Raw genomic sequence first — 22,595 nt, 5'->3', positions numbered from 1 at the left:
GGATATCCTTGTAAATAAAGGGATTCGAAGTTTTTGTCAGGAAAATATGACAGTCAGAAAAATATGACAGTTTATGGGCTGGAGATATTATGTTTTTTTAAAAGGGCATAAAGATGTCCTCTAGAAAGACCTGATAAACGGCAGGCAGTCTTTATATCCCCCTGGGTATGGGATATGAGATCTGATAGATACGTCTGTTTCATTTTTTCAATATACTCTTTGAAGCTGAACTTATCAACCGGCGCGCTCTTTTCCAGGGTGGGATAGTCTGAGGCAGCCCCATTATGGTTTTCAATTTTGTTTTTAATATTAAATACGCGAATATTATCCGGAAGGTGTTTTGAGAACAGTATGGACTCCTGAAAAGCATCACTGCATGCATAATCTATCGCGTTAAACAATTCTCTTACATTGCCGGGCCAGTCATATCCATATAGATCCTCCAAAAACTCTTGAGATAATTCATGGGGCAATTCGTCAAAAATTTTCTTTTTCCTCTCCATATGGTGTGTCACCAGCAAAGGGATATCGGATTTACGATTTCTCAAAGGCGGGGTTTCAATTTTTATACTGGCAATTCTAAAATAAAAATCTTCCCTGAACTGATTTTTTTTCACCATTTCCGTTAAGTTTCGATGGGTGGCTGAAATAAGTCTGAAATCGCTTGAAGTTTCAATTTTACTTCCCACTGGTCGGAATCTTTTCTCTTGGAACGCCCGCAAAAATTTTTTTTGAATAACCAGGGGAAGTTCCCCAATTTCATCAAGGAAAAGGGTGCCGCCATCCGCCATGGTTATCAGTCCTGCCTTATGTGAATCAGCGCCGGTAAATGCACCTTTTGAATGACCGAAAAGAATACTTTCAACAAGATGTTCAGGCAATGAAGTACAGTCCACAACAATGAAGTTATTTTGGTGCCGCAAACTGTTTTCATGAAGGGCTTTGGCAAAGAGTTCTTTGCCGGTACCGGTCTCGCCGGTAATCAATATCGGGACTTCATTTTTGGAGGCCTTTAAAATATTTCTAAGGCAGAGTTTAATTTGCCGGCTTTCTCCAATAATAGCCTCTCTTTTAATTTTTTTCCCTTGAATAATAATTCGTTTTTGCTGTCTGTATTCCAATGCCCGGATAAGGGAAAGTTCAATTTGCTTATGGGATCCGCTTTTCTGAATATAATCCCATACCTTTGATTTTATGGCAATTTCAGCCCCCTCTGGATCGCCCTCACCGGTCATGATAATTATTTCCGGTGCAAAAGGATGATCTTTGATAGCATCAATGGCCTCAAGACCATTTCCATCCGGAAGATTTATATCCAGGAATACAATATCAAATTCATCTGAAAATATTCTATTTAGACCGTCACTCAAGGTCAAAGACCAATGGGTATCCTGATCCATTCTTTTAAATTTTTCACTGAGAACACTGCAAATATTGGGGTCATCATCAATGATTAAAATTTTTGGCATTTTATAATTTTACCATTAAAATTTTTAATAAAAGGGAGCTATCTTAAAAATTACTGATCAGGAAAAATTTGTATTCCTTTTCCCGGTAATATAATCGTAAAAGCAGGTCAGTCTCCTTTGCTGCTTTTGACATCAATATTTCCGTTATACTTTTCAATACTATTTGAACTCTTCTTCGAGTATAAAAAACAACAGAGTGCTTTTCGTATTATAGTCAATTAAAACGATAGTACAATAGATTATGATCCATTGCAAAGTCAAAAAGCAGCATCTCACCAGCGCTTCCCACAATCTTGCAATAATGAGGGCTTTTTGCGTTTTGGGATCTGTCTAAATCTTTGTCAGATATTTTGTGTATTCAGGAAGGCATTTTTTGAGGGTAGTTTTAAAGTTTCACTTTAAAATGAGATGCATTCCCAATTACATCACTTTTAGGGTCACACTTACAGAAAAGCACATCATCAAGAGTGTCGTATTATTGACAAGATACGCATGTTACTGTACTTTTGTTTTCATTCGGTCCAAGGAATTAACCCTAAAAAGAGGATAAAAAAATGAAAAAACTAGTCATGATTTTTTTATTGTGTTTTTGGTCAACAACCCTTGTTATGGCTTCTGATTCGGCAGATGACCTGTCAAAAAAAGCCAATAAAATGATCCGTAATGCGGAACGTAACTATTATTCCAGAAAAGTTACTGACGCAGATGAACTTTTAAAGCAAGCCAAACAGCTTCTTGAAGAAGTAAAGGCCGCTGATCCCGGACATAAATCCTTAAAATCTCTTCAAAATAAATACAATCGCACAAGAAAACTGGTTGATAAAAAGCTTGGGACCAAGTCCGCTGGGACAGCGACTTCAGCCGCACCAGCATCAAGTACTTCCGGGCCGAAACCATTAAGTCACGGGGCAAGATCCAATCTAAAATTGGCCTACGGTGAAATGGATTTTGCACAAAGCGAGATGGACCAAGGTGAAAAAGCCTTAAAGGCCAATAAGACCAACTTGGTTAAATCCTATAGTTTTAACGCGGAGCAAAAATTGAATGGCGCACAATCCCTTCTGGACAGGGTTGTTAAAAACAATAAAGCAGACCCCAACAATCCTGATGTGGCAGCGGGGGTTAAACGACTCAAAGAGATGCAGGCCAAGTTTGCGGTTTTTAAACAGAAAGCGGAGAATCAAAACAATCAGATGGTCGCTGCCAAAGCATCCGCCAAGGCTGATGCAGAAGCCATGAACCAGACATGGCTTCCCAGGATCAAAACTTATATCGACTATGAAGGCGCCAAACGCCTGCAGTTTCCCGGGCTCCGAAACAAGGAAGCATTAGAAAAACAGGACCGATACTTTAAAGAGGCCCAAACCCTTTTGGCCAATTTTGAAAAACAAACCTCAGCAAAGGAACTTACGCATGAACTGTCCCAGGCTTCAAGCGATTTAAAATTTAAAATTGAAATCTATGAAAACGATCGTAATGCAGAAGCCAGGAACATGGCAGGTCCGGTGAAGCGAACCTTGGATGAATGGAGCCAGCGATTCGAACAAAACAAAACCTGGAAACCGGAATCCGGGACTTATCTTTTTGTCCTTAGCCAGAAAAAAATTAATTACCAGAAAGAACAGATTAAAAAGATGTCCGATACCCTGCAGGATCAGGCCGCACAATTTTCTGAACAGCTTTCCAAACTTGAAAAGCAAAACAAGGCCTGGTACCAAAAGAAAGAGGAATGGGCCAACCGTCCCCAGCCCTTCCCGGCTGCCGGAATGGTCAATAAATCTTTGGTAAATCAGCTGACTGGATTTTTAAAGGATCGGGGTATCAAACCGGATAAAATCAATATCCTCGATAAGGACTGGTGGGTCTTGAAAGGTGAGTATCGTTACATGAAAGCAGCATTCATGTCTAAAGACAAAAAAGGAAAATTCTGGTCCGCTTTTAATTTCAGACAGATGCAGACACTTACCGGTTACGGCCCCACAGAACTGTGGGAAATCAATGAGCGGCAGATCCGCTTGCCATAGCGTTTCACCCTGAAAATCAAACCGGTCAGAACCATTTGGGTGTTCTGAATTGCGATGGTCAGGGCTTTATGCGTTTTGGTAAAGGCGGACTGATCAAGCCCTCAACGATGGGCTGGATAAATGCTGTTTACGAACAAAGGGACCGAGTTACCCAAATAATCGAATTCGGATTTGATTTACAAATGGTCGGGGTTTTCCTGGCCTCGGTCATACGGGTTGTACTGATGATTACCCTGCCCATTTTATGACCGCTGTAATGACAATGAGGAGGATACTTGATTTGAAAATTCAGACCACGCTTGAGGAAACATATGAATGACTTTATTCAGCCATGGGAACAGCTTGCCGGACTGATCAAAGAAAAAGACAGTGTCCGGGTCGCCCAATTTATCAATGACCTCAGCCCCTCTGAAACAGCCCGGGTTATTTCCCGGCTTGCAAATGATGATCAAATGCTTCTGTTCAGCCTTTTAAGCCCGGGGGATGCCGCTGATGTCATTGAAGACATTCCTGAAGCCCAGGCAGCGGACCTGGTGGAAGACATGTCGTCTGAAGAAGCAGCCGCTATCCTGGAAGAACTTCCCAGTGATCACCTGGTTGACGTGTTGGGTGAAATGGATGGAAAATCCACCAGGGCTGTCCTGGCAAAGATGGACCTTGAAGATGCAAACGAAGCAAGGATGTTTCTTGAGTATGCCAAAGATTGTGCCGGCGGACTCATGATTTCCGAATTTCTGGTGTATAAGACTCACCAGACCATCCAGGATGTACTTGATGACCTGCAGGCCAATCGTGAAAAATATATTGATTATCACGTTCTGTATTTTTATGTTGTCGACCAGGACGAAAGACTGGCCGGCGTGCTGCGCATGCATGATCTGCTGTTTCCCTCCAGAAATACAATACTTTCAACCCTGATGATACCGTCTCCTCTTACGATTCCTCACAAAGCATCGCTTAGAGAACTGGAAAATTTTTTTGATGAAAATCATCTATTCGGGGTTCCTGTTGTGGATGATGACCACAGAATGGTCGGTGTTATTCTGTCCGGGGATGTTGAAGGAGCGTTGAGTAAAAGAAAAACAAAAACCTTTCTTCGCATCAGTGGTATCATCGGTGGAGAAGAGTTCCGAACCATGCCTCTGTTATCGCGTTCCGGACGGCGCCTGGCATGGCTGAGCATGAATATTGTTCTCAATATTATTGCCGCAAGTGTGATTGCCCTTCATCAGGAAACCCTTGCAGCGGCCATCACCCTGGCAGTATTTTTACCCATGGTCAGCGACATGAGCGGCTGCTCCGGCAATCAGGCTGTGGCGGTTTCCATGCGGGAACTGTCCCTGGGCCTTGTCCGGCCCGGAGAACTGTTCTGGGTTCTGGCAAAAGAGGCCAGGGTCGGTATTTTAAACGGCCTGGTCCTGGGGGTGCTGCTCGGCATGGTGGCGTTTGTTTGGAAAGGAAATCCATGGCTTGGATTTGTGGTCGGGGGTGCTTTGGCTGCAAACACACTGGTCTCAGTAATGCTCGGCGGGATGCTGCCGCTGCTGCTCAAACGATTGAAACTGGATCCGGCCCTTGTTTCCAGTCCGCTGCTGACAACGGTCACCGACATGTGCGGTTTTTTCTTTGTTTTGAGTTTTGCGGCAGCATTGATGCCAAAGCTTGCAGGAATCTGATACCTATCGTTCGTCGGCAATCTCTTCCCGAAATTCTTCGATGGCCGGCTCAATTTTTTTAAGACGGTCCAGATGAGCAATGTGAATGACAGCATCTCCCCGATGCACAAGGGGAAGGTTCAGGCGGCCGATCACCACTCCGGACACGGGTGAAAGTATGGCCACTTCCTGATCTCCAAATGGATCTGCAATGACGCCGATACGGTTATTCTTTGCCACTTTGGCACCCAGAGGCGCTTCCATCTGTAAAATCCCGCTGATTGGTGCTCGCACCCAGGAAGTTGAGTCGGCAATCAGAGGATCCATTTGTGGCGTTTTCCGACGCGTTGACGGACGCAGCATTTCAATGCTTGTCATTACAGATAATATCCCACGGACACCGGCCCTTACGGCTTCTTCATCAAAACGAAGCGCCTCGCCGGCTTCATATAGTATTGTGTGAACACCTGCCTCGGCTGCTGCCTTCCGAAGAGAGCCGTCACGAATGCCGGCATTGACCACCACCGGTACTCGAAAGGCCCTGGCCAAATCAAGCGCCTCCTGGTTTTCAATATCCACCCGAATTTGTGGAAAATTTGCCCTGTGATTTGAACCGGCGTGCAGGTCGATACCATACTGACTGGCCCTGACAACTTCAGACATGAACTTCTCGGCTATCTGGGAGGTTAATGACCCTTTTTTGGACCCGGGGAAAAACCGGTTCATATCCCTTCTGTCAGGTGAATATCGTGAATGCTGCTCAAAGGCGTAGACATTTACCACTGGAACGGCAATCAAAGTTCCGCGAAGGTTTTTAACCTTTTTAAGTTTAATAAGGCGCCGGATAATTTCAGTACCGATGATTTCATCACCGTGGATGGCCCCGCAGACAAAAAGCCTTGGACCGTCCTTCCGCCCGTGAATGACATGGACAGGCATGGCCATGTCTGTATGGGTGTACAGCCGGGGCACCGGGATATGAACGGTTGCCTGTGTGCCGGGGTTCACCTGTGTACCGGCGATTGTTGCAGGGCGTTGCATATCAGCCGCGCCCGCTGGTACCGGTTTTTCCCGGACTTGCGTTTTTTTCAATATAAGAAATCACCATACCGGCCACATCTATGCCCGTGATCGTTTCTATCCCTTCCAGGCCGGGAGAAGAGTTAACTTCCATAACGACGGGTCCGTGATTTGATCGCAGCAGATCTACACCCGCCACCCGCAACCCCATTATTTTAGCAGCCCGCACTGCTGTGGACCGCTCTTCAGGCGTTATTTTTATCTTTGTTGCCTGCCCGCCGCGGTGTAAATTGGACCGGAATTCCCCTTCCGGTCCCTGGCGCTTCATGGCTGCGACTATTTTTGAACCCACAACCCAGCAACGGATATCCGTGCCGCTGGATTCCTGTATAAATTCCTGGACCAGAATATTGGCTTTGAGACTGCGAAAAGCTTGAATAACGCTCTGGGCTGCCTGTTGGGTTTCTGCCAGGACAACACCGACCCCCTGGGTTCCCTCAATCATTTTCACGACCAGCGGCGAGCCGCCAACCATTGAAATCAAATCATCTGTAAATTTTGTGCTATGGGCAAATCCGGTGACTGGCAGACCAATCCCCTCACGGGCCAAAAGCTGCAGACTGCGGAGTTTGTCGCGTGACCGGCTGATGGCAACGGATTCGTTCACAGAATATACCCCCATCATTTCAAATTGTCGCACGACTGCTGTCCCATAGAATGTTATGGATGCCCCGATTCTCGGGATAACCGCATCAAATCCTTCAAGCTTTGTTCCTTTATAGTGAATGGCAGGATGATGGGAGGTGATGTCCATATAACAACGTAACGGGTCGATTACCGATACCGAGTGCCCGCGATTTTTTGCAGCTTCAACCAGGCTGTTCGTTGAATAGAGTGTTGCTTTGCGGGAAAGAATACCGATTTTCATAAGTGTTACCTCCTGATTTTAGAATTTGGATAAGACATGGCCAATTCGCGTCCGGTGAGATAGGCCTGGGACGGATCAACGACAAACCGATGTCTAAGGGCTGTCCGTCCTAACAGCATCCTGAACATCATGCCTTCACGGTTGGTCAATGTTATCTGGATTGGCCATTGCATGCTGCCCAGGATAGCGGTGGTTTTAATGACATACCGCATTTCAGAGTGGCCGCCCGAGTCTTTAACAAAACGGCGGTCAAATACAGGTGCCTCGCAGAACAATTCGATTTTATTTTGTTTCCGCAACGGGTGGATACCAAAACGCACCATCAGCTTATCCTGGCGCGTAAATTCCTCAAGGCTGAAGGTGTGGAGTGCAGACGTTCGGGCACCGGTGTCTATTTTGGCTTTTAAGGCGGGGACACCCAGGTCCGGTAACACCAGCCATTCTTTCCACCCGATTATGGAACACTCCTCTTGTACCAACTTTGATTGGGAACCTAACAAAAAGCCATCCTTTGCAGACCGAAAAGAGCTGTATACACGCATCACATTCGGATTTTTTGACAAGGGTATTATTCTGCCGATTAAAAGGACCAGACACAACAAGAATAAGGCATAAGCAAGTCCTCTGTCAATAGAAAGGTTAGAAACCCCAGGGACACCGCGTCCTGAAATTGCCGAGAGAATGCTTTCACAAATTCCCGACTGCCCCATTTCTTTTTTCCCAGGAAGGGATCTCTCTTCCCGGAAAGATCACTATTTCCCCGTTTGGTGGGGTTTCCATGAATAGACCGCTTGCCTCAAGGCGCACCGGTCTTCCACAGCCATGAAATCACCAACGGCCGTGAACGCACGACCCATGCATCCACCGGCGCAGTGCAGCCTGTTCGGACACGCTTTACACGCCTCAAGTTCCACCGACCGTCTGTGATTCAGTTCAGGAAGTTCAGCCCATCGGGCGAGCCCCTGGAAAAGGACTTCCGCCAGCGGACGGTGAAATACGTCTCTGGCAGCCAATTGATCCATGGGCAGCATCAGGCAGGGATACATATTACCATCTGCGGTAATGTAGGGTGTTTCCAGGCATCTGCAACCATCTGCCCCAGGAAATGCTTTTCCCGTGAACCATTCAATGGCAGCAATATTTCCCATTTTTTTGTATCGGGATTTAAACAGCGAATCAGAATGATAGCGTGTTATCAGCTCCCTGTATTGTGAGGGTGTGGGGGGCGCTAACTGGTCGGTGTGAGACGCCCGGCCACCCATTACAAGCGTTCCGCTCACGAGCTGTCCGATTCCCAGTTCGTCCAGCAGCTGGAACAAAGGCGGTAGGTCTGCAAAATTATGCTGGGTCTCGGTGAAGGCCACCACCACCTGCTTGCCCATACCGGTATCGGCCAATAATTTCAATCCTCGAAAGGCCTGAACAAAGCTCCCGGATCCCCTTACCCGGTCATGGGTCTCTGGCGTTGCACCGTCAAGGCTCACCTGTACTGTAAGGCCTTTGAAATTGATGGAACCCAGGGCAGCAATCTCCACCTCGGTGAGCAGTGTACCGTTTGTCTGCAGGCGAACATGATCCAGTCCGGTCTGGTTGCAGGCAAAAGAAAGGATGTCAAACCAGTCCGGATGGGTAAGGGGTTCCCCTCCTGTGAGACAGATCTCTTCCGCCCCCAGGACAACAAAATCCCGGATCACCCGCATGATGCTGTCTGCAGGGACCGGTGGGGTGGTTTTATTGGAGCGGCTTTCTGGCCAGCAGTGGCAACAGCAAAGGTTGCAGCCATTGGTGACCATGAGGGTAACCCTCTTTGGCGGTTTCAGTCCGGCCCGGGTAATGGCATCAAGGGTCGCGGTTATTGCTTTATCCATCAAATTTATCCAGCCCCATATTCCGGTGTAATGCTGAAAAATTTTTAAATCCTCTTATAAGCATATGCCGAAGATAATGAAATCCCTCATGGGGAAGCGCATACCGTTCCAGTCCGGGTTCCGTGCAGGTAAGACATTGTTCCATCCTGCCGATTTCTTTTCGACCGTGAATGGCGGGTTTGGAAAAATATAAATCAGCGGCATCTGAAGTGGTTATATTGCCAACGCTGTTGTCAATCAAAGGACACAGATGCATCTCCCCTGTGCTGCGAATAAAAAAATAATTAAAGCCGCAGGTGCAGGGTTTTTTCATTCTGCCTGTTTTGAAAAATTCTGACAGTGCATTTGCATGAAGGCTCCAGTTAAAATGATGTCCTTGATAAAACCGTGCCAATTCTTTTTTTTGGTCAGGGTTAAATTCCAATTGCTTTTTTTTCTCTGGATTTAAATATCTGCCCTTTGTGATGATACACGGAGAAATAATGGTAAACAGTTCCCGGTCATCCGCATACTGAACAATGCTGTTCAGCTCTTTGATGTTCAGGGGTAAAACAGTTGTCTTTAATCCAACAATCAAATTGGTGTATTTTTTTCTCAGGTGTATCAGCCCTTCAAGGGTTGAATTCACTTTTTCCCAGGCATTCTTATAATTTCTGATCCGGTCATGGACTTTCCCCACCGCATCCATTGCACACACCACCACCAGATCCAACCCTGCCCGTTTAAACGGTGGTAATATGGTTTCGGTTATGGTTAAAACATCCTCTGTCAACAATCCATTGGTTGTTACGGCAACCGACTGGAGTCGTTTCAGGTAGGTTTTTTTCAATCGGCATATCCCCAGCAGGATATCTGTCAGATCCTCTTTGAAATAGGGTTCGCCACCGGTGATATCCAATTCCCTGAGATCTGCAAAAAACGTTGAAGAAAGCAATTCCAACCATTTGGGAGCAGACAGGTCAGCAGTTCTGGGGTTGGTTTTCCAGATATTGCACATCATGCACCGGGCAATACAGTTTTGGGTGATTTCAAGACTGATGGCCTGGGGAAGGCTCGCCTTTCCCAGGAATTTCATATATCGGGAAAAAATACCTTTTTTAACCAATCCGAGAATAAGTTTCACTGTGTGTGTTTTCATTTTGATTCCAATCATACCGTCCCGGAAGATTTTTGTCACCAAAAAATGAAGGGCGGTCAATGGAAATTAGGAATCATCCGGCACCGCGCGCGAAAAATAAGCGGATAATACCGGGATTATCTGTCAGGGTAACTTTTTTTTCTTTCCATTGACAAAAAAACGTCTTTTCCTATATTTTTCCCCACGGTTACAACGCGTTACCTCAGACATTTTATTTAAAAAGAGGAGAAATCCATTATGCGGCAGCCAGCCACTTCAGCTCCTGGGAATCGCCTATTTTCATTTCGCAAAAAGATTTCCATTGTTTTTTTCGTCTGCCTGTTCATTCTTTTGTCGATACATTCAACGGCAGCTGCGGCAAATCCTGCCGGCCTCTCTTTAGAGGTGCCCTCATCGGCAAATATCGGAGAAATCATCAAGGTAAAGGTCAAAACCACTGGCGGGAGCGAGGGGGTATGGTTTTCAACCACCGGCCTGAGGCAGATTCGCGGCTATTTTGATCACTGTGGCTGGTGCAGTACGCCCTGTCTGGTGGGGGATGAAATCCAAACCTGTTCAGATTGCTGCGGACCCTATTGCCTGAGTTGCACCTGGTCTTCCGGACATGAATTTTCAGATACCTGGTTTGGTGGGCCAACCATTGAATATGAGGTCACTGGCTGCGGTACGGCAACCATCACACCGACCTATTACGGGCGGCTCACATGAAGGGCCCTACACGCTTGATACCTATGAAATAACCGTCCTCGACGGCATTGTCGCGGACTTTGAATCCCAGGGGATCGGTTGTGTTGAAGATGAGACTGAATTTATCAATAAGTCCTGCGGCGGCAACACGTTCAAATGGGTATTTGGGGACGGCAGCATGTCTTCACAAAAGAACCCGGTGCATATTTATGACACGGAAGGGACGTATACGGTCAGCCTGACCGCCTATGGCCCGGTGGGCCACGACACCAAGACGAAAACCATCACCATCACATCGGAGTGCGCTACCGTTATCGGCTATTGCGAGTTTGCCCCCACCGGAGCAACACTTCCCGGCGTTGAAATATCAGGCTACAGCAGTTCCCTGTCAAAAGATACCGGGGCTGTCTCCAGTGCTTCAGGTCATTACAAGATGGTGGTGGCGGCCAATGAAACCTATGGGTTGTACGCAAAAAGACCGGGATTTATTTCACAGATCGGCCCGGCAGTGAATCTCAAGCCAAAAGAGGTTACGACCTGGAACGTTGCCATGCAGCCCGAGGTTCCCGAGATGATTCATCCGTCATCCCTTAACGGTGAGCAGTTCAACAATGTGATAGATCCGGTGAATCCTGCCACGGGCAATTATTATTTCAGCCAGGGATTGTTTCGATTTCCCGGCGTTCGCAAGATCCATTTTAATTTTCAAGCGGCCTACAACTCTTCCGCTGCAATGGAGAACGGTCCCCTGGGATATGGCTGGACTCACTCATATCATATTTACCTGGTCCAGCAGGGCGATGACATAACCGTTCACTTCAGCGATGGTCACAAAGAGTTTTTCCGATTAATTTCCGGAACGGATAATTACAAAGCTTTTAACTGCCACCCGTCCATCGATCTTGTGCGTATCAGTCCCGAAGGATGGACGGCCAATGCAGGGGGCGGTTTATACTGGGCGTTCGATGGTCAGGGAAGACTGGCCCGCATTTTTGATCTCAACAATAATGCCATTGTTTTCGAACATTCCACGCAGCTGGATAACATCACGGACACCCAGGGGCGGCGGATTGAATTGTCGTATACAGATGGCCGCATCACGAGCATCACAAGCCCTTCCGCAATTGTCACAGACACCACACAAGGTTATACCTACGACAGTGTCAACCGGATTTTAACCCAGGCCGGTGGAACCAATACCGTGACCTATGCGTTCGACGTAAACGGCAATTTGATCAAAAAAACAGCGGGCACGGCAGTAACGACATACACCTATGATGTGTTCAACCGGTTGCTATCTGTTGCTAACGGAACCGATACAACAGCATATGCCTATAACGCTGCCGGCAAACGTGTTGCCAAAACCCATAATGGAAATGAAATCCGCTATCAGCGGGTGGATGATGCCGTGCTTGCCGTTTCCGACAGCAATGACCAGCTCACGTCTTACCATATCTATGCCGATGCGCTTCTCTACAGTCTTGATGAAAACAACGCCATCCGCGTTTACCATGCTGATCCAAGGGGATCTGTTGTGGCGGTGACCGACGCAACTCAAAAAACGATCCAGACTTATGCCTATGGGCCTTACGGTAAGGTGACTGCCGGTGGGGGGACAATAAAGAACCCCTTTCAGTATGTGGGAATATGGGGTGTCCTGGCCGATGAAAATGGTCTTTCCCATATGCAGGCCCGGTATTACGATGCAGGAATGGGACGGTTTTTAACCGAGGACCCTCTGGGAACGTTGTCCGGCGCCAATGTTTATGCCTATGTCGGCGCAGACCCGATCAACAAAATCGATCCATCCGGCCTGTTGGATGAGACGGCAGTGGCGGATATTTCAGATTTTTCCGCTGAATCGGGATCAAACCCGCTGGGGTATTCTGAAAAACCAACAACAACATTTGAAATAGACCCCAGAACAAGTGAAATAACCGACCATGAAGATCCAATGAAAAAAGATAAAACATACCGGAATGAACTTATTAAGTCTTACGAACAGACAGATCCGGAAAAAGCCAAAGAGCTGGAAAAAATCTTTGGGGAATATGACAATCTTAAAGATTTTGTTGCCCCGGGGTTTTTTGATCCTTTAATCCGTTCAGGAAACAAAAATAACCCCAATTGTGAGGGATGCACCCGCGCACTTACGGGCATCCAAAGGTCTCCGGAAGATTATAAGCCGACTCTCAGCGGGCTTCAACATTTTGAAATGGTTCATATCGGCATCGGTGTGCAAGACTATGGCGGAGGGAATACATTCAAGCATCATTCAACGGGAATCGTGGATAAAAGTACGGGAAAAGTTATTGCCGTTCTGGACCCGATTCCCATGACAAAGTTACTGGGCATCCCCATACCGGGCGGGGGTCAGCAGACAGATTTTTTGGGCAGTACACAGATATACGATTTTGAGGGTGGCGTCATGTCACCCAATGATTGGGTGATAACCAGAACAAGAGCCAATTTGTTTGATACCAGCTACGGGGTCGGTGTTGTTCCGCTGGAATAAAAAAAAGAGCATTTACCATCATAACCATCTCTAATCAAAGTCCCTTTATGGAGAAGGAGAAAAAATAGTGAAGGCTGAAATGGAAAAACCAAAGACAATCTATCATACGAAGAAACGCTTTTTTATCCGTTCTTTTTTTCTTTTATTCTCCATACTGGCCGTATTTGGATATTCAACCACAGCCTTTTCCAATGAAACGGCGGGTTACACTTATAACGAGCGCGGGCGTTTGAGCCATGCCGATTATCAGTCGGGCTATTCCTTTCGCTACACCTATGATGCGGCAGGCAATATCATGACCCTTGGGCACATATCCCAGGAAGACCAGGATGGGGATTTCCTTCCCGACACCAGGGAAAACACCTCGTCCTGCCCGTATATTGATGATGCAGACTCCGACGATGACGGGATTCCCGATGGTTTTGAAGACATCAATCGGAATGGGGTTATTGATTCAGATGAAACAGATCCCTGCAATCCGGATACGGACAACGACGGGATCCAGGACGGCACGGAAGATACCGATCACAATGGCCGTGTGGATGCCGGCGAGAGCAACCCTGCCGTTGTCCTGAACAAGCATATCTCCGGAACCCTGTATGCGCCGGGGGGTACACCCGCTGCAGAACCGGTACTGGTCAAGGCATACACCGGTGATTCCTGCAGCTATCTTGCACTTGAGGCCGCTACCTGGTCGGCACCTGGCACCGGGGCCTATTGTTTCGAAAATCTGCGCAATGATGTGTATTACATTCTTGCCGAACCGTCTGAAACGACGGTTATACAGGAATGGTGTTCAGCGGCCGGCGATGCCTTTGACTGCCATCATGCCGATCAGATCGTCTTGACTTCCGTATCCGAGATTACGGGCAATGATATTTACCTGAATCAATCCGGGTCCATTACCGGGGTTGTTTTGGAAAGCGGGGGTGCCGTGCCTGCTGAGTCAGGCAATCTTTCCATTAGGGTCTATGGGCAGAACGCCTGCACCGGTGCGCTGATCAAGTCGACATCCCTCAACCCGTCAGACGGCAGTTTTTCAGTTGAAGGTCTCAGTGCCGGTACCTATTTTGTCAAGGCTGATACGGGTGTCAGCGGGTATCAACCGGAATGGTGGGCAACCGGGGGCGAGGCTCATGACTGTTCAACTGCCGAAGCATTAACTATCGTGCCTGGAGCGCCAATCGACACCATTGATATTCACCTGGACAAGGGAAACAGTATCAGCGGCACCCTTTATCAAAGCAACGGGACAATGGCTGTCATGGGTGAGACCATTGTGATTGAAGCATATGCACAGGATGCCTGCACCGGCAATCCCTTTGTTTCCGCGCTGATCAATGAGGCAACGGGCACTTACACCCTGACCGGATTAAAGCCGGGAACCTATTTTCTTAAGGCAAGGGATCTGGGGACCGCCTACATTGAGGAATGGTGGTCCGATGCAGGGAACGCCTTCAATTGCCTGCAAGCCGGTTCTGTTGTCGTGACCGACCAAACGGATGTGCCGGATATTGATTTTCAACTGGATGCGGGAGGTGTCATCTCGGGAGCCGTCTTTGAAAGTGATGGTGAAACGCCGGTGACCGATTCCCTGATGATTGAGTTTTATCTGTACCCGGGGACATCCACTGCTGGCTGCGACACGCCACTTGTGACCTTTACAAAACCGGGCGGGGATGGATCTTATCAACAAGCATTGCCCCCGGGCAAATACTATATGCGGATCAACCCCATCGGGACAGCGTATGCCTTTGCCTGGTGGAACGGAACCGGCGGCACCATCTCCTGTGAAGATGCTTATTATACGACGGTGCAGGCGGGTGTCACTGCGTCCGATAAGACCTTCAAGCTGCAGCCGGCCAGTGCCATTTCCGGACATATTTATCAGAGCGATGGGGTCACGCCTGTGGCGGAACCTGTTGAAATTATAGCCTATTCAGATGACCCCTGCAATGCCCGGGAAGTGACCCGGGGGTCGTATGACCCGGACACAGGCCTGTATGTCATCCATAACCTGAGCAACAACCTCTAAACGATTTTCGTCAATGCGGAAGGCACGTCTTACGCGGATGAATGGTGGTCTGAAGGTGGCAATGCCTATTTTTGTTTCCAGGCGACACACCTGCATGTGGTCGACAACACGGATTTAACAGATAAGGATATCCTCCTGGATGTGGGGGCCACCATATCCGGAACCGTCTATCAAAAGGATGGCGTGACAACCGTTGATCAAGCCGTGCCCATTGGTATTTATCCTGAAAATACCTGCAATTATTATCGAAAGATACCCACTGTCACATCCGATCCCGTCACGGGGCAGTATGCTTTTTCACGGCAGGGCCCGGGAAATTACACGCTCCTTGCCGATCCGGAGGCTTCGAATCCCTATCTTGATGAATGGTGGTCTGAAAGCGGCGATGCATTTGACTGTCCGGATGCAGATGTTTTTTCCCTTGCATCAGGGGTGGCCCAGGCGGACAAGAATTTTCGGCTTGATCTGAAATCCACTGTTGCCGGAACGCTTTACAAGCCCGATGGTGCAACCATGAACCTGGGTTTTTATGTGTATCTGTATCCTGATGATCCCTGCCAGGAATCATCGATTGACTCTGTTTATTCAAGCCGGAGCAACGGTACGTTTTCCTTCCAGGGCCTTAAACCGGGGCGGTATCATATCTTCGTGGATACGCGCTACAACCTCTATGCCTCGGAATGGTGGTCCCAAAATGGAAACGCCTTTACCTGTGCTGAAGCCTCGGAAATTGTTGTTTCTTCCGGCGAGGAGATGACAACGCTTGAAATTCATATGGATATCGGTGCAAAAATATCCGGCACGCTTTACAAGGCGGATGGAACCACACCTGTGCCGGAGTATAGCAGGGTCCAGTTGTATCGGGGTGACCCGTGTGATCCCGAGTTTATTACCTATGATAACACCAGCGCCGGGTTTTTTGAAATTGATGCCCTGCCGCCGGGAACATATTATCTCATGACTAACGTGTCCTATTATTATGACCAATGGTGGTCACCTGCCGGGGGGACTCAGAATTGTGAACAAAGCCAGCCCATTACGATTACCAGTGTGGGAGACCTTGCTGAAACAACCGACTTTCATCTCAAAGAAAAAGGGTCCATTTCCGGTAATATTTTCCAGCTTGATGGTGTAACCCCGCTGACCGGTTCCATGCGGGTCTATTTATACAAAACGGCTCCGCCCTGCAATGTCTCATACGCGGCCTATGTTAATATGTCAAATGACGGCAGCTATTCACTGAAGGGGCTCGATGCAGGGACCTATTTCATCCGTGCGTATTATAGTTACAGCGATTATATGTTGGAGTGGTGGTCAACCGAGGGGAGCACGTTTGACTGCAGTGAGGCCGAGGGCATTACCCTGACGGACGGGCAGCCGGTCGGTTCCATCAATTTCAGTCTTCATCGGAAAGGTGAAATTTCCGGTAAAATTTTAAACATTGATGGATCGCCCATTGATTCGGAATCCATGTATGCCCTCTGCTATGTCGGCGAATCGGCCTGCACAGCAACATATGAAAGCGGCACTGTGGTGAACGGTACAGATGGCAGCTATACGATTTCCGGGCTTGACCCGGGAACTTATTTTTTGAAAACCAGAGCCTATTATACTGACAACAGTGCCTATATTCCCGAATGGTGGTCTGAAAACGGACATGTTGTGGACTGCAGAAGCGCAAAAGGGATTCCCATTGTGTTGGACCAGTCTGTTGCAAACAAAGATTTCCACCTCTACGACTGTGCGGATTTCCCAAATAAGGCTGTCAATGACAATTTTGATCAGGCCGTTGTTCTCTCCGGAAGTTCCGGATCACAGGCAACAAACAATTTTTGCACTTCTGCTGAGGACGGGGAGCCGGATCATGCCGGTTACGATGATGGTGCAAACGCTTCTCTCTGGTGGCGCTGGACAGCGACGCGTTCAGGTACCCTGATTTTTGATACGGAAAATTCCGCCTTTGATACCGTGCTTGCTGTCTATCTGGGCAATTCCGTGGATGCCTTGAGCCGGGTGGCACAAAATGACGATGACAACGGCCAGTGGAGTCGTCTGTCATTTTTTGCCGAAGCGGGGCAAACCTATGCCATTGCAGTTGATACGGCTGATGGAACACCGGGAACCTTGGTGCTATCTTACCAGGGAAAACAGGTAATGGCAGGTGATGTTAATGCAGACGAGGGTATTGATTTAAGAGACGTTATTCTCATTCTGAAAACAATGGACACATTGCCAGGTGACGCTATTCCCTATTGTGAGAGTGATGTGAACGCCGACGGCCGGGTCGGCATGGAGGAAGGCATTTTTATCCTTCAGAAACTGGAAAAAACCCATAAAGAATGACCCATACAGAAAATCCTTGATTGAACGTATTGTTTTCGTTTGACAGTAGAACGTCTTGTGCTATTTTGTGACCATGACATCCTAATTATAGGATAAGACGTTTCGTTTTTTTAATGGATAACACGGCAGTTTGGAGATTTTAATGCAACAAAATTTTAATCAGCAACAAAAAATATTCTTCGTTTTAATGGCCCTGCTCGGCAGTTTTTTAACAACCGGGTGTGATCGGCACCAGGAAGTCCCACCGCCACCGCCTGTGCCGGTGGTGTCTACGGTAATGGTATCGGCGCAAAAGATTGTGCTGACCACTGAGTTGCCTGGCCGAACCAAGGCCTGTAAAGTTGCAGAAATCCGCCCCCAGGTTAACGGCCTCATTCAAAAACGATTGTTCACAGAAGGATCAGTTGTCAAAGCAGGCCAGATACTTTACCAGATTGACCCTGCCCCGTTTCAGGCCATGCTCGATTCAGCAGCCGCCAATCTCGTTGCAGCACAGAAGGCTGCCGATCGAGTCAGGGCTCTAGTGGTGATGGACAGTGCCGGGGTTAGGCGACAGCAGGCGACCCTGGCCCTCGCCCGGATAAATGCCCGGCGGTATGAAGACCTGGCCAAGGTGAATGCTGTCTCAGCCATACAGCGAGATCAAATTGCCACGGAGTCCAAAATCGCCGAAGCATCCCTCGAAGCTGCCCAGGCCCAGCTGGCCAGCGACAGGGAATCCGTGTCTGCAGCAAAAGCGGTTATCCAGCAGGTAAAAGCGGCACTGAAGACGGCCCATATCAATCTGGGGTACTGCCGTGTTATCGCACCCATTTCCGGGCGGATCGGTAAATCCAATACAACCGAGGGTGCCATTGTGACCGCATATCAGCCGGTTCCCATGGTCACGATTCAACAATTGGATCCCATTTACGTGGATGTGCCTCAATCCACCACTGAGTTGCAACGATTAAAACGCAGCCAGGCAGACGGTCACCTCAATAATGATGAAACCAATACCAATAAAGTCCGGATCATTCTGTCAGACGGTACGCCCTACCCTTTGGAAGGAACACTGCAGTTCAGTGATGTCACCGTGGATCCGACGACGGGATCCGTTATCCTTCGTGTTATTTGTGCCAATCCCGACGGTGTTCTCCTGCCGGGCATGTTTGTCCGGGCGGTGATTAAAGAAGGGGTGAATGAGCAGGCTATCCTTATTCCCCAGCAAGGGGTATCCCGGGATCACAAAGGAAATCCAGTTGCGTTGATAGTGACGGCTGAAAACAAAGTCGGACAGCGCATGCTCACCCTTGATCGGGCCATTGGGGACCACTGGCTTGTATCGTCAGGCCTTGCTCCTGGCGATCAGGTCATCGTTGAGGGGATGCAACGGGTGCGGCCGGGTATGGCTGTAACCGTTGTCCCTTTTAATGCAACGAATGCCAAGCAAGGGACAGCCGTCGAACAGACTGAACCGTCGCAAAAGGGCAAGGACGGAGGTGCTTGATGCTGTCAAAATTTTTTCTGGACCGGCCGGTTTTTGCCTGGGTTATTGCCATTGTTATAATGGCGGCCGGCGGGCTGGCCATTTACAATTTACCCATATCCCAGTATCCTCCCATTGCGCCGCCCTCCATCGCCATTGAAGCCTTTTTCCCTGGGGCATCGGGGGAGACCGTTGAAAACACGGTGACCCAGATCATTGAGCAGAAAATGACCGGTCTGGATTCCATGCTCTACGTCTCCGGCAGCAGCTCTTCATCCGGTGCGGCCCGCATCGAACTGACCTTTGCCCCGGGAACGGATCCGGATCTGGCCTGGTCCAAAGTCCAGAACAAGCTCCAGCTCGCCATGGCCAGCCTGCCGGATGTGGTGCAGCGCCAGGGGGTCAAGGTCAGCAAATCCACACGGAACTACCTGATAATTGTGGGGTTAATCTCGGAAGACGGCAGCATGGATGGAGAAGATTTGCGGGATTATGCACAATCCAATCTGGAAAAGATATTGTCCCGGGTCCCGGGTGTGGGCGAGGTTGAAAATTTTGGTTCCCAGTATGCCATGCGGGTCTGGGTGAATCCCGATAAACTGACCAATTATCACTTGACCATGGAAGATGTTATCATGGCTCTGCGGGCTTACAATGTGGAGGTTTCCGCCGGTCAGTTCGGCGGGGCTCCAGCCAGGGCCGGCCAGCGCCTGAATGCCGCCATTATTGTCCAGCATCTTCTCCAGACCCCGGAGGAGTTTGCCTCCATACCCATCCGCACCAATCCGGATGGGTCTGTGGTCCGTATCCAGGACATCGGCCGAACAGAATTGGGGGCTGAGCGGTATGATATCATCGGTACTTACAATGGAAAACCTTCTGCCGCCATGGCCATCCGGCAGGCCGCCGGTGCCAATGCCCTGGATACAGCCAATGCTGTCAAGCAGAAACTGGATGAGATGAGTCGATATTTCCCCCCGGGCATGCGAGTGATTTATCCCTACGACACCACCCCGTTTACCCAGGTGGCCATTGAGGAAGTGGTCAAGACCCTTTTCGAGGCCGTCCTGTTGGTGTTTGTCATCATGTATGTGTTCATGGGGACCTTCCGGGCCACCCTGATTCCAACCATAGCGGTGCCGGTGGTCCTCCTGGGCACCTTTGCCGTTTTAGGATTTTTCGGGTTTTCTATCAATATGTTGACCATGTTTGCCATGGTTCTGGCCATTGGCCTCCTGGTGGATGATGCCATTGTCGTGGTGGAGAATGTGGAGCGGATTATGGGCGAGGAGGGGCTTTCTCCCCGGGAGGCCACAGCCAAATCCATGAACGAGATCACCAGCGCCCTGATCGGAATCGGGCTGGTGCTTTCGGCAGTATTCGCTCCCATGGCGTTTTTTCCCGGTTCCACCGGGGTGATCTACCGCCAGTTTTCCGTCACCGTCATTGCCTCCATGCTGCTTTCTGTTGTGGTGGCCCTGATACTGACCCCTGTCCTCTGTGCGTCGCTTCTCAAACCGGTATCCAAGGGACATGAAGCCGCGGATGATGCCGTCTTTTTTTTACGCCCTTTTTTCAAGTGGTTTGATCATTTTTTTTCTCGCTCCAGAGACGGCTATATCCGTCTGGTTGGCGGTATATTGGCCAAAAAAATGCGGGCCCTGCTCGTGTTTTTTGTGATTGCCGGTGCCATGGGGTATTTGTTTCATCGTATGCCCACAGCGTATCTTCCCAATGAAGACCAGGGGATTTTGTTTATCCAGGTCATGCTGCCGGCGGGTTCGACCCTGGAGCAGACGGAAAATGTTTTGGTCAAGGTCAGGAATCATTTTTTGACCCGGGAAAAAGAGGGGGTGGACTCTATCATGGCAATCTCAGGGATGAGTTTTGGCGGAGCCGGGCAAAACATGGGCCTGGGATTTGTCAAACTCAAGGACTGGCAGCTGCGGGAACGGCCGGACCTGAAAATCGGGCCCATAATTGGCAGGGCTATGGCAGCGTTTTCACAGATAAAAGAGGCCATGGTGTTCGCTTTCCCGCCACCGGCAGTGCTGGAGCTGGGCAATGCCACCGGGTTTGATTTTCAGTTGCAGGATCGGGGCGGCCTTGGTCATGAACAACTCATGGCAGCTCGCAATCAGCTTCTGGGCATGGCAGCACAAGACCCTCGACTGGTAAGGGTTAGACCCAATGGCATGGAAGATGTGCCGGAATACCGGATTATCATTGATTGGCAAAAAGCCGGCGCCCTGGGGGTTCCCATCTCTGCCATCCACAACACGATTTCTGCGGCCTTTGGGAGTGCATATGTCAATGATTTTATCCAGGCCGGACGGGTAAAACGGGTCTTTGTCCAGGCCGATGCCCCGTATCGCATGCTGCCGAGTGATTTAAAAAAACTCTATGTCCGCAACAATATGGGAAAGATGGTTCCGTTTACGTCTTTTGCTTCAGGTCGTTGGACCATGGGGTCTCCCAAGCTGGAGCGCTACAATGCCTTTCCATCCATCAATATCTGGGGCGAACCGGCACCGGGAAAAAGTTCCGGTGAAGCCATGCAGGCCATGGAAGAAATCGTCGCCAAGCTGCCCCGGGGGATTGGGTTTGACTGGACCGGGTTGTCTTATCAGGAGCGGTTGGCTGGCTCCCAGGCACCCCTGCTGTATGCGGTTTCTATTTTTGTGATTTTTTTGTGCCTGGCGGCGCTGTATGAGAGCTGGCCCATTCCCATTGCGATTCTGCTGTGCCTTCCTCTGGGGGTCATCGGCGGTGTTATGGCGTCAACCTTTCGGGGAATGCCCAATGATGTCTATTTCCAGATCGGAATGCTAACCACCCTTGGCCTGACCACCAAGAACGCCATCCTCATCGTTCAGTTTGCCAGGGCCAGGGTCGATGAAGGCGCGAGTTTGATCGAAGCAACCCTGGAAGCCGCTAAATTAAGGTTGCGCCCCATCATAATGACGTCCCTGGCCTTTGGATTCGGCATCCTGCCCCTGGCCCTGGCCAGCGGGGCAGGATCAGGGGCACAGAGGGCCATCGGCACCGGTGTGCTGGGGGGCATGGTCACCTCAACTTTTCTGGTGATCTTTTTTGCACCGCTTTTTTACGTGATGATATATAAGGCACTGGGAAAACACAGAAAGCGGGTAACCATGAAAACCATGGATAAAGATATCCCAGACGGACCGTCACATGAGTAAATGGGTATGGTTTTATTCATAAGAATAAGGCTGTTGAGGGCAGATTAAACGGTTAAAGATCAATAATTATGGTCTGAAAAAAGAGGACGGATAAAAAATAATTTAAGAAAAAACAAAAAAAAGGTTTGACAGAAGTAAAAAATTCATGCATTATCTGCCGGTCTTCTCGAGAGACGGTTTGAGTGTCCTCGGGGAGTTTTTTTTTGATCTTTGAAAATTGGTCAGTGAGAAATTTTAGAGCG

The 22,595-nt window shown here is 48.8% G+C and carries 15 protein-coding genes; 9 read left to right on the top strand and 6 right to left on the bottom strand.

Translation table 11 applies throughout. The features are described from left to right. Positions 1 to 71: 71 nt before the first annotated feature. The gene (locus tag Q1Q15_RS22830; protein ID WP_300464958.1) at positions 72 to 1,469 is read right to left on the bottom strand and encodes a sigma-54 dependent transcriptional regulator; all 1,398 of its coding nucleotides are present in this window, start codon (positions 1,467 to 1,469) and stop codon (positions 72 to 74) included. A 554-nt stretch (positions 1,470 to 2,023) separates the two neighbouring features. On the opposite strand from Q1Q15_RS22830, the gene Q1Q15_RS22825 reads away from it, so the two are divergent. The 3 genes from Q1Q15_RS22825 to mgtE all read left to right on the top strand — a co-directional run bounded on the left by Q1Q15_RS22825 (position 2,024) and on the right by mgtE (position 5,169). Next, entirely contained in the window at positions 2,024 to 3,493 is a 1,470-nt protein-coding gene (locus tag Q1Q15_RS22825; protein WP_300464957.1) for a hypothetical protein, read from the top strand. Positions 3,494 to 3,561: 68 nt separating this feature from the next. After that, positions 3,562 to 3,741 (top strand): hypothetical protein, encoded by a 180-nt coding sequence (locus Q1Q15_RS22820; RefSeq protein WP_300464956.1) that lies wholly within the window; start codon positions 3,562 to 3,564, stop codon positions 3,739 to 3,741. 63 nt (positions 3,742 to 3,804) lie between these two features. Beyond that, positions 3,805 to 5,169: a magnesium transporter gene (mgtE, locus tag Q1Q15_RS22815; protein ID WP_300464955.1), complete on the top strand. Its 1,365-nt coding sequence runs from the start codon at positions 3,805 to 3,807 to the stop codon at positions 5,167 to 5,169. 3 nt (positions 5,170 to 5,172) lie between these two features. On the opposite strand, the gene Q1Q15_RS22810 is transcribed toward mgtE, so the two are convergent. From Q1Q15_RS22810 to Q1Q15_RS22790, 5 genes are all read right to left on the bottom strand, one after another. After that, positions 5,173 to 6,240, bottom strand: coding sequence for a succinylglutamate desuccinylase/aspartoacylase family protein (locus tag Q1Q15_RS22810; protein ID WP_300464954.1), 1,068 nt, complete (start codon positions 6,238 to 6,240; stop codon positions 5,173 to 5,175). Next, positions 6,191 to 7,096: a 30S ribosomal protein S6--L-glutamate ligase gene (gene rimK, locus Q1Q15_RS22805; RefSeq protein WP_300464953.1), complete on the bottom strand. Its 906-nt coding sequence runs from the start codon at positions 7,094 to 7,096 to the stop codon at positions 6,191 to 6,193. The genes Q1Q15_RS22810 and rimK overlap by 50 nt, the downstream gene beginning before the upstream one ends. A 5-nt stretch (positions 7,097 to 7,101) precedes the next feature. After that, positions 7,102 to 7,596: an ATP-dependent zinc protease gene (locus tag Q1Q15_RS22800; protein WP_300464952.1), complete on the bottom strand. Its 495-nt coding sequence runs from the start codon at positions 7,594 to 7,596 to the stop codon at positions 7,102 to 7,104. Positions 7,597 to 7,848: 252 nt separating this feature from the next. Further along, positions 7,849 to 8,964, bottom strand: a complete 1,116-nt coding sequence (locus Q1Q15_RS22795; RefSeq protein ID WP_300464951.1) for a radical SAM protein — start codon at positions 8,962 to 8,964, stop codon at positions 7,849 to 7,851. After that, positions 8,957 to 10,102: a radical SAM protein gene (locus Q1Q15_RS22790; protein ID WP_300464950.1), complete on the bottom strand. Its 1,146-nt coding sequence runs from the start codon at positions 10,100 to 10,102 to the stop codon at positions 8,957 to 8,959. Before Q1Q15_RS22790 ends, Q1Q15_RS22795 begins: the two co-directional genes overlap by 8 nt. Before the next feature lie 237 nt (positions 10,103 to 10,339). Between Q1Q15_RS22790 and Q1Q15_RS22785 the strand changes: the two genes are divergently transcribed. The 6 genes from Q1Q15_RS22785 to Q1Q15_RS22760 all read left to right on the top strand — a co-directional run bounded on the left by Q1Q15_RS22785 (position 10,340) and on the right by Q1Q15_RS22760 (position 22,353). Beyond that, on the top strand, positions 10,340 to 10,810 hold the full coding sequence (locus tag Q1Q15_RS22785) for a hypothetical protein (RefSeq protein ID WP_300464949.1): 471 nt from the start codon (positions 10,340 to 10,342) through the stop codon (positions 10,808 to 10,810). Then, the gene (locus Q1Q15_RS22780) at positions 10,749 to 13,304 is read left to right on the top strand and encodes an RHS repeat-associated core domain-containing protein (protein WP_300464965.1); all 2,556 of its coding nucleotides are present in this window, start codon (positions 10,749 to 10,751) and stop codon (positions 13,302 to 13,304) included. The genes Q1Q15_RS22785 and Q1Q15_RS22780 overlap by 62 nt, the downstream gene beginning before the upstream one ends. A 67-nt stretch (positions 13,305 to 13,371) precedes the next feature. After that, positions 13,372 to 15,339, top strand: coding sequence for a hypothetical protein (locus tag Q1Q15_RS22775; RefSeq protein WP_300464948.1), 1,968 nt, complete (start codon positions 13,372 to 13,374; stop codon positions 15,337 to 15,339). A 96-nt stretch (positions 15,340 to 15,435) separates the two neighbouring features. Further along, positions 15,436 to 17,682 (top strand): hypothetical protein, encoded by a 2,247-nt coding sequence (locus Q1Q15_RS22770; protein ID WP_300464947.1) that lies wholly within the window; start codon positions 15,436 to 15,438, stop codon positions 17,680 to 17,682. Positions 17,683 to 17,824: 142 nt separating this feature from the next. Next, on the top strand, positions 17,825 to 19,171 hold the full coding sequence (locus Q1Q15_RS22765; RefSeq protein WP_300464946.1) for an efflux RND transporter periplasmic adaptor subunit: 1,347 nt from the start codon (positions 17,825 to 17,827) through the stop codon (positions 19,169 to 19,171). Beyond that, the gene (locus tag Q1Q15_RS22760; RefSeq protein WP_300464945.1) at positions 19,171 to 22,353 is read left to right on the top strand and encodes an efflux RND transporter permease subunit; all 3,183 of its coding nucleotides are present in this window, start codon (positions 19,171 to 19,173) and stop codon (positions 22,351 to 22,353) included. The genes Q1Q15_RS22765 and Q1Q15_RS22760 overlap by 1 nt, the downstream gene beginning before the upstream one ends. Positions 22,354 to 22,595 lie beyond the last annotated feature (242 nt).

The sequence above is a fragment of the Desulfobacula sp. genome (assembly GCF_030145145.1).
In the GTDB taxonomy this organism is placed as follows: Bacteria; Desulfobacterota; Desulfobacteria; order Desulfobacterales; family Desulfobacteraceae; genus Desulfobacula.
Note: the sequence above shows the minus strand (reverse complement) of the source record. Positions and strands in the feature narration are given on the sequence as shown.

What these genes read in the sequence shown, in the direction of transcription:
- Q1Q15_RS22820 (WP_300464956.1), top strand. Translation starts at nt 3,562, where the DNA reads ATGCGTTTTGGTAAAGGCGGACTGATCAAGCCCTCAACGATGGGCTGG.
- Q1Q15_RS22795 (WP_300464951.1), bottom strand. Translation starts at nt 8,964, where the DNA reads ATGGATAAAGCAATAACCGCGACCCTTGATGCCATTACCCGGGCCGGA.
- Q1Q15_RS22760 (WP_300464945.1), top strand. Translation starts at nt 19,171, where the DNA reads ATGCTGTCAAAATTTTTTCTGGACCGGCCGGTTTTTGCCTGGGTTATT.
- mgtE (WP_300464955.1), top strand. Translation starts at nt 3,805, where the DNA reads ATGAATGACTTTATTCAGCCATGGGAACAGCTTGCCGGACTGATCAAA.
- Q1Q15_RS22785 (WP_300464949.1), top strand. Translation starts at nt 10,340, where the DNA reads ATGCGGCAGCCAGCCACTTCAGCTCCTGGGAATCGCCTATTTTCATTT.
- Q1Q15_RS22830 (WP_300464958.1), bottom strand. Translation starts at nt 1,469, where the DNA reads ATGCCAAAAATTTTAATCATTGATGATGACCCCAATATTTGCAGTGTT.
- Q1Q15_RS22780 (WP_300464965.1), top strand. Translation starts at nt 10,749, where the DNA reads ATGAGGTCACTGGCTGCGGTACGGCAACCATCACACCGACCTATTACG.
- Q1Q15_RS22765 (WP_300464946.1), top strand. Translation starts at nt 17,825, where the DNA reads ATGCAACAAAATTTTAATCAGCAACAAAAAATATTCTTCGTTTTAATG.
- Q1Q15_RS22825 (WP_300464957.1), top strand. Translation starts at nt 2,024, where the DNA reads ATGAAAAAACTAGTCATGATTTTTTTATTGTGTTTTTGGTCAACAACC.
- rimK (WP_300464953.1), bottom strand. Translation starts at nt 7,096, where the DNA reads ATGAAAATCGGTATTCTTTCCCGCAAAGCAACACTCTATTCAACGAAC.
- Q1Q15_RS22790 (WP_300464950.1), bottom strand. Translation starts at nt 10,102, where the DNA reads ATGAAAACACACACAGTGAAACTTATTCTCGGATTGGTTAAAAAAGGT.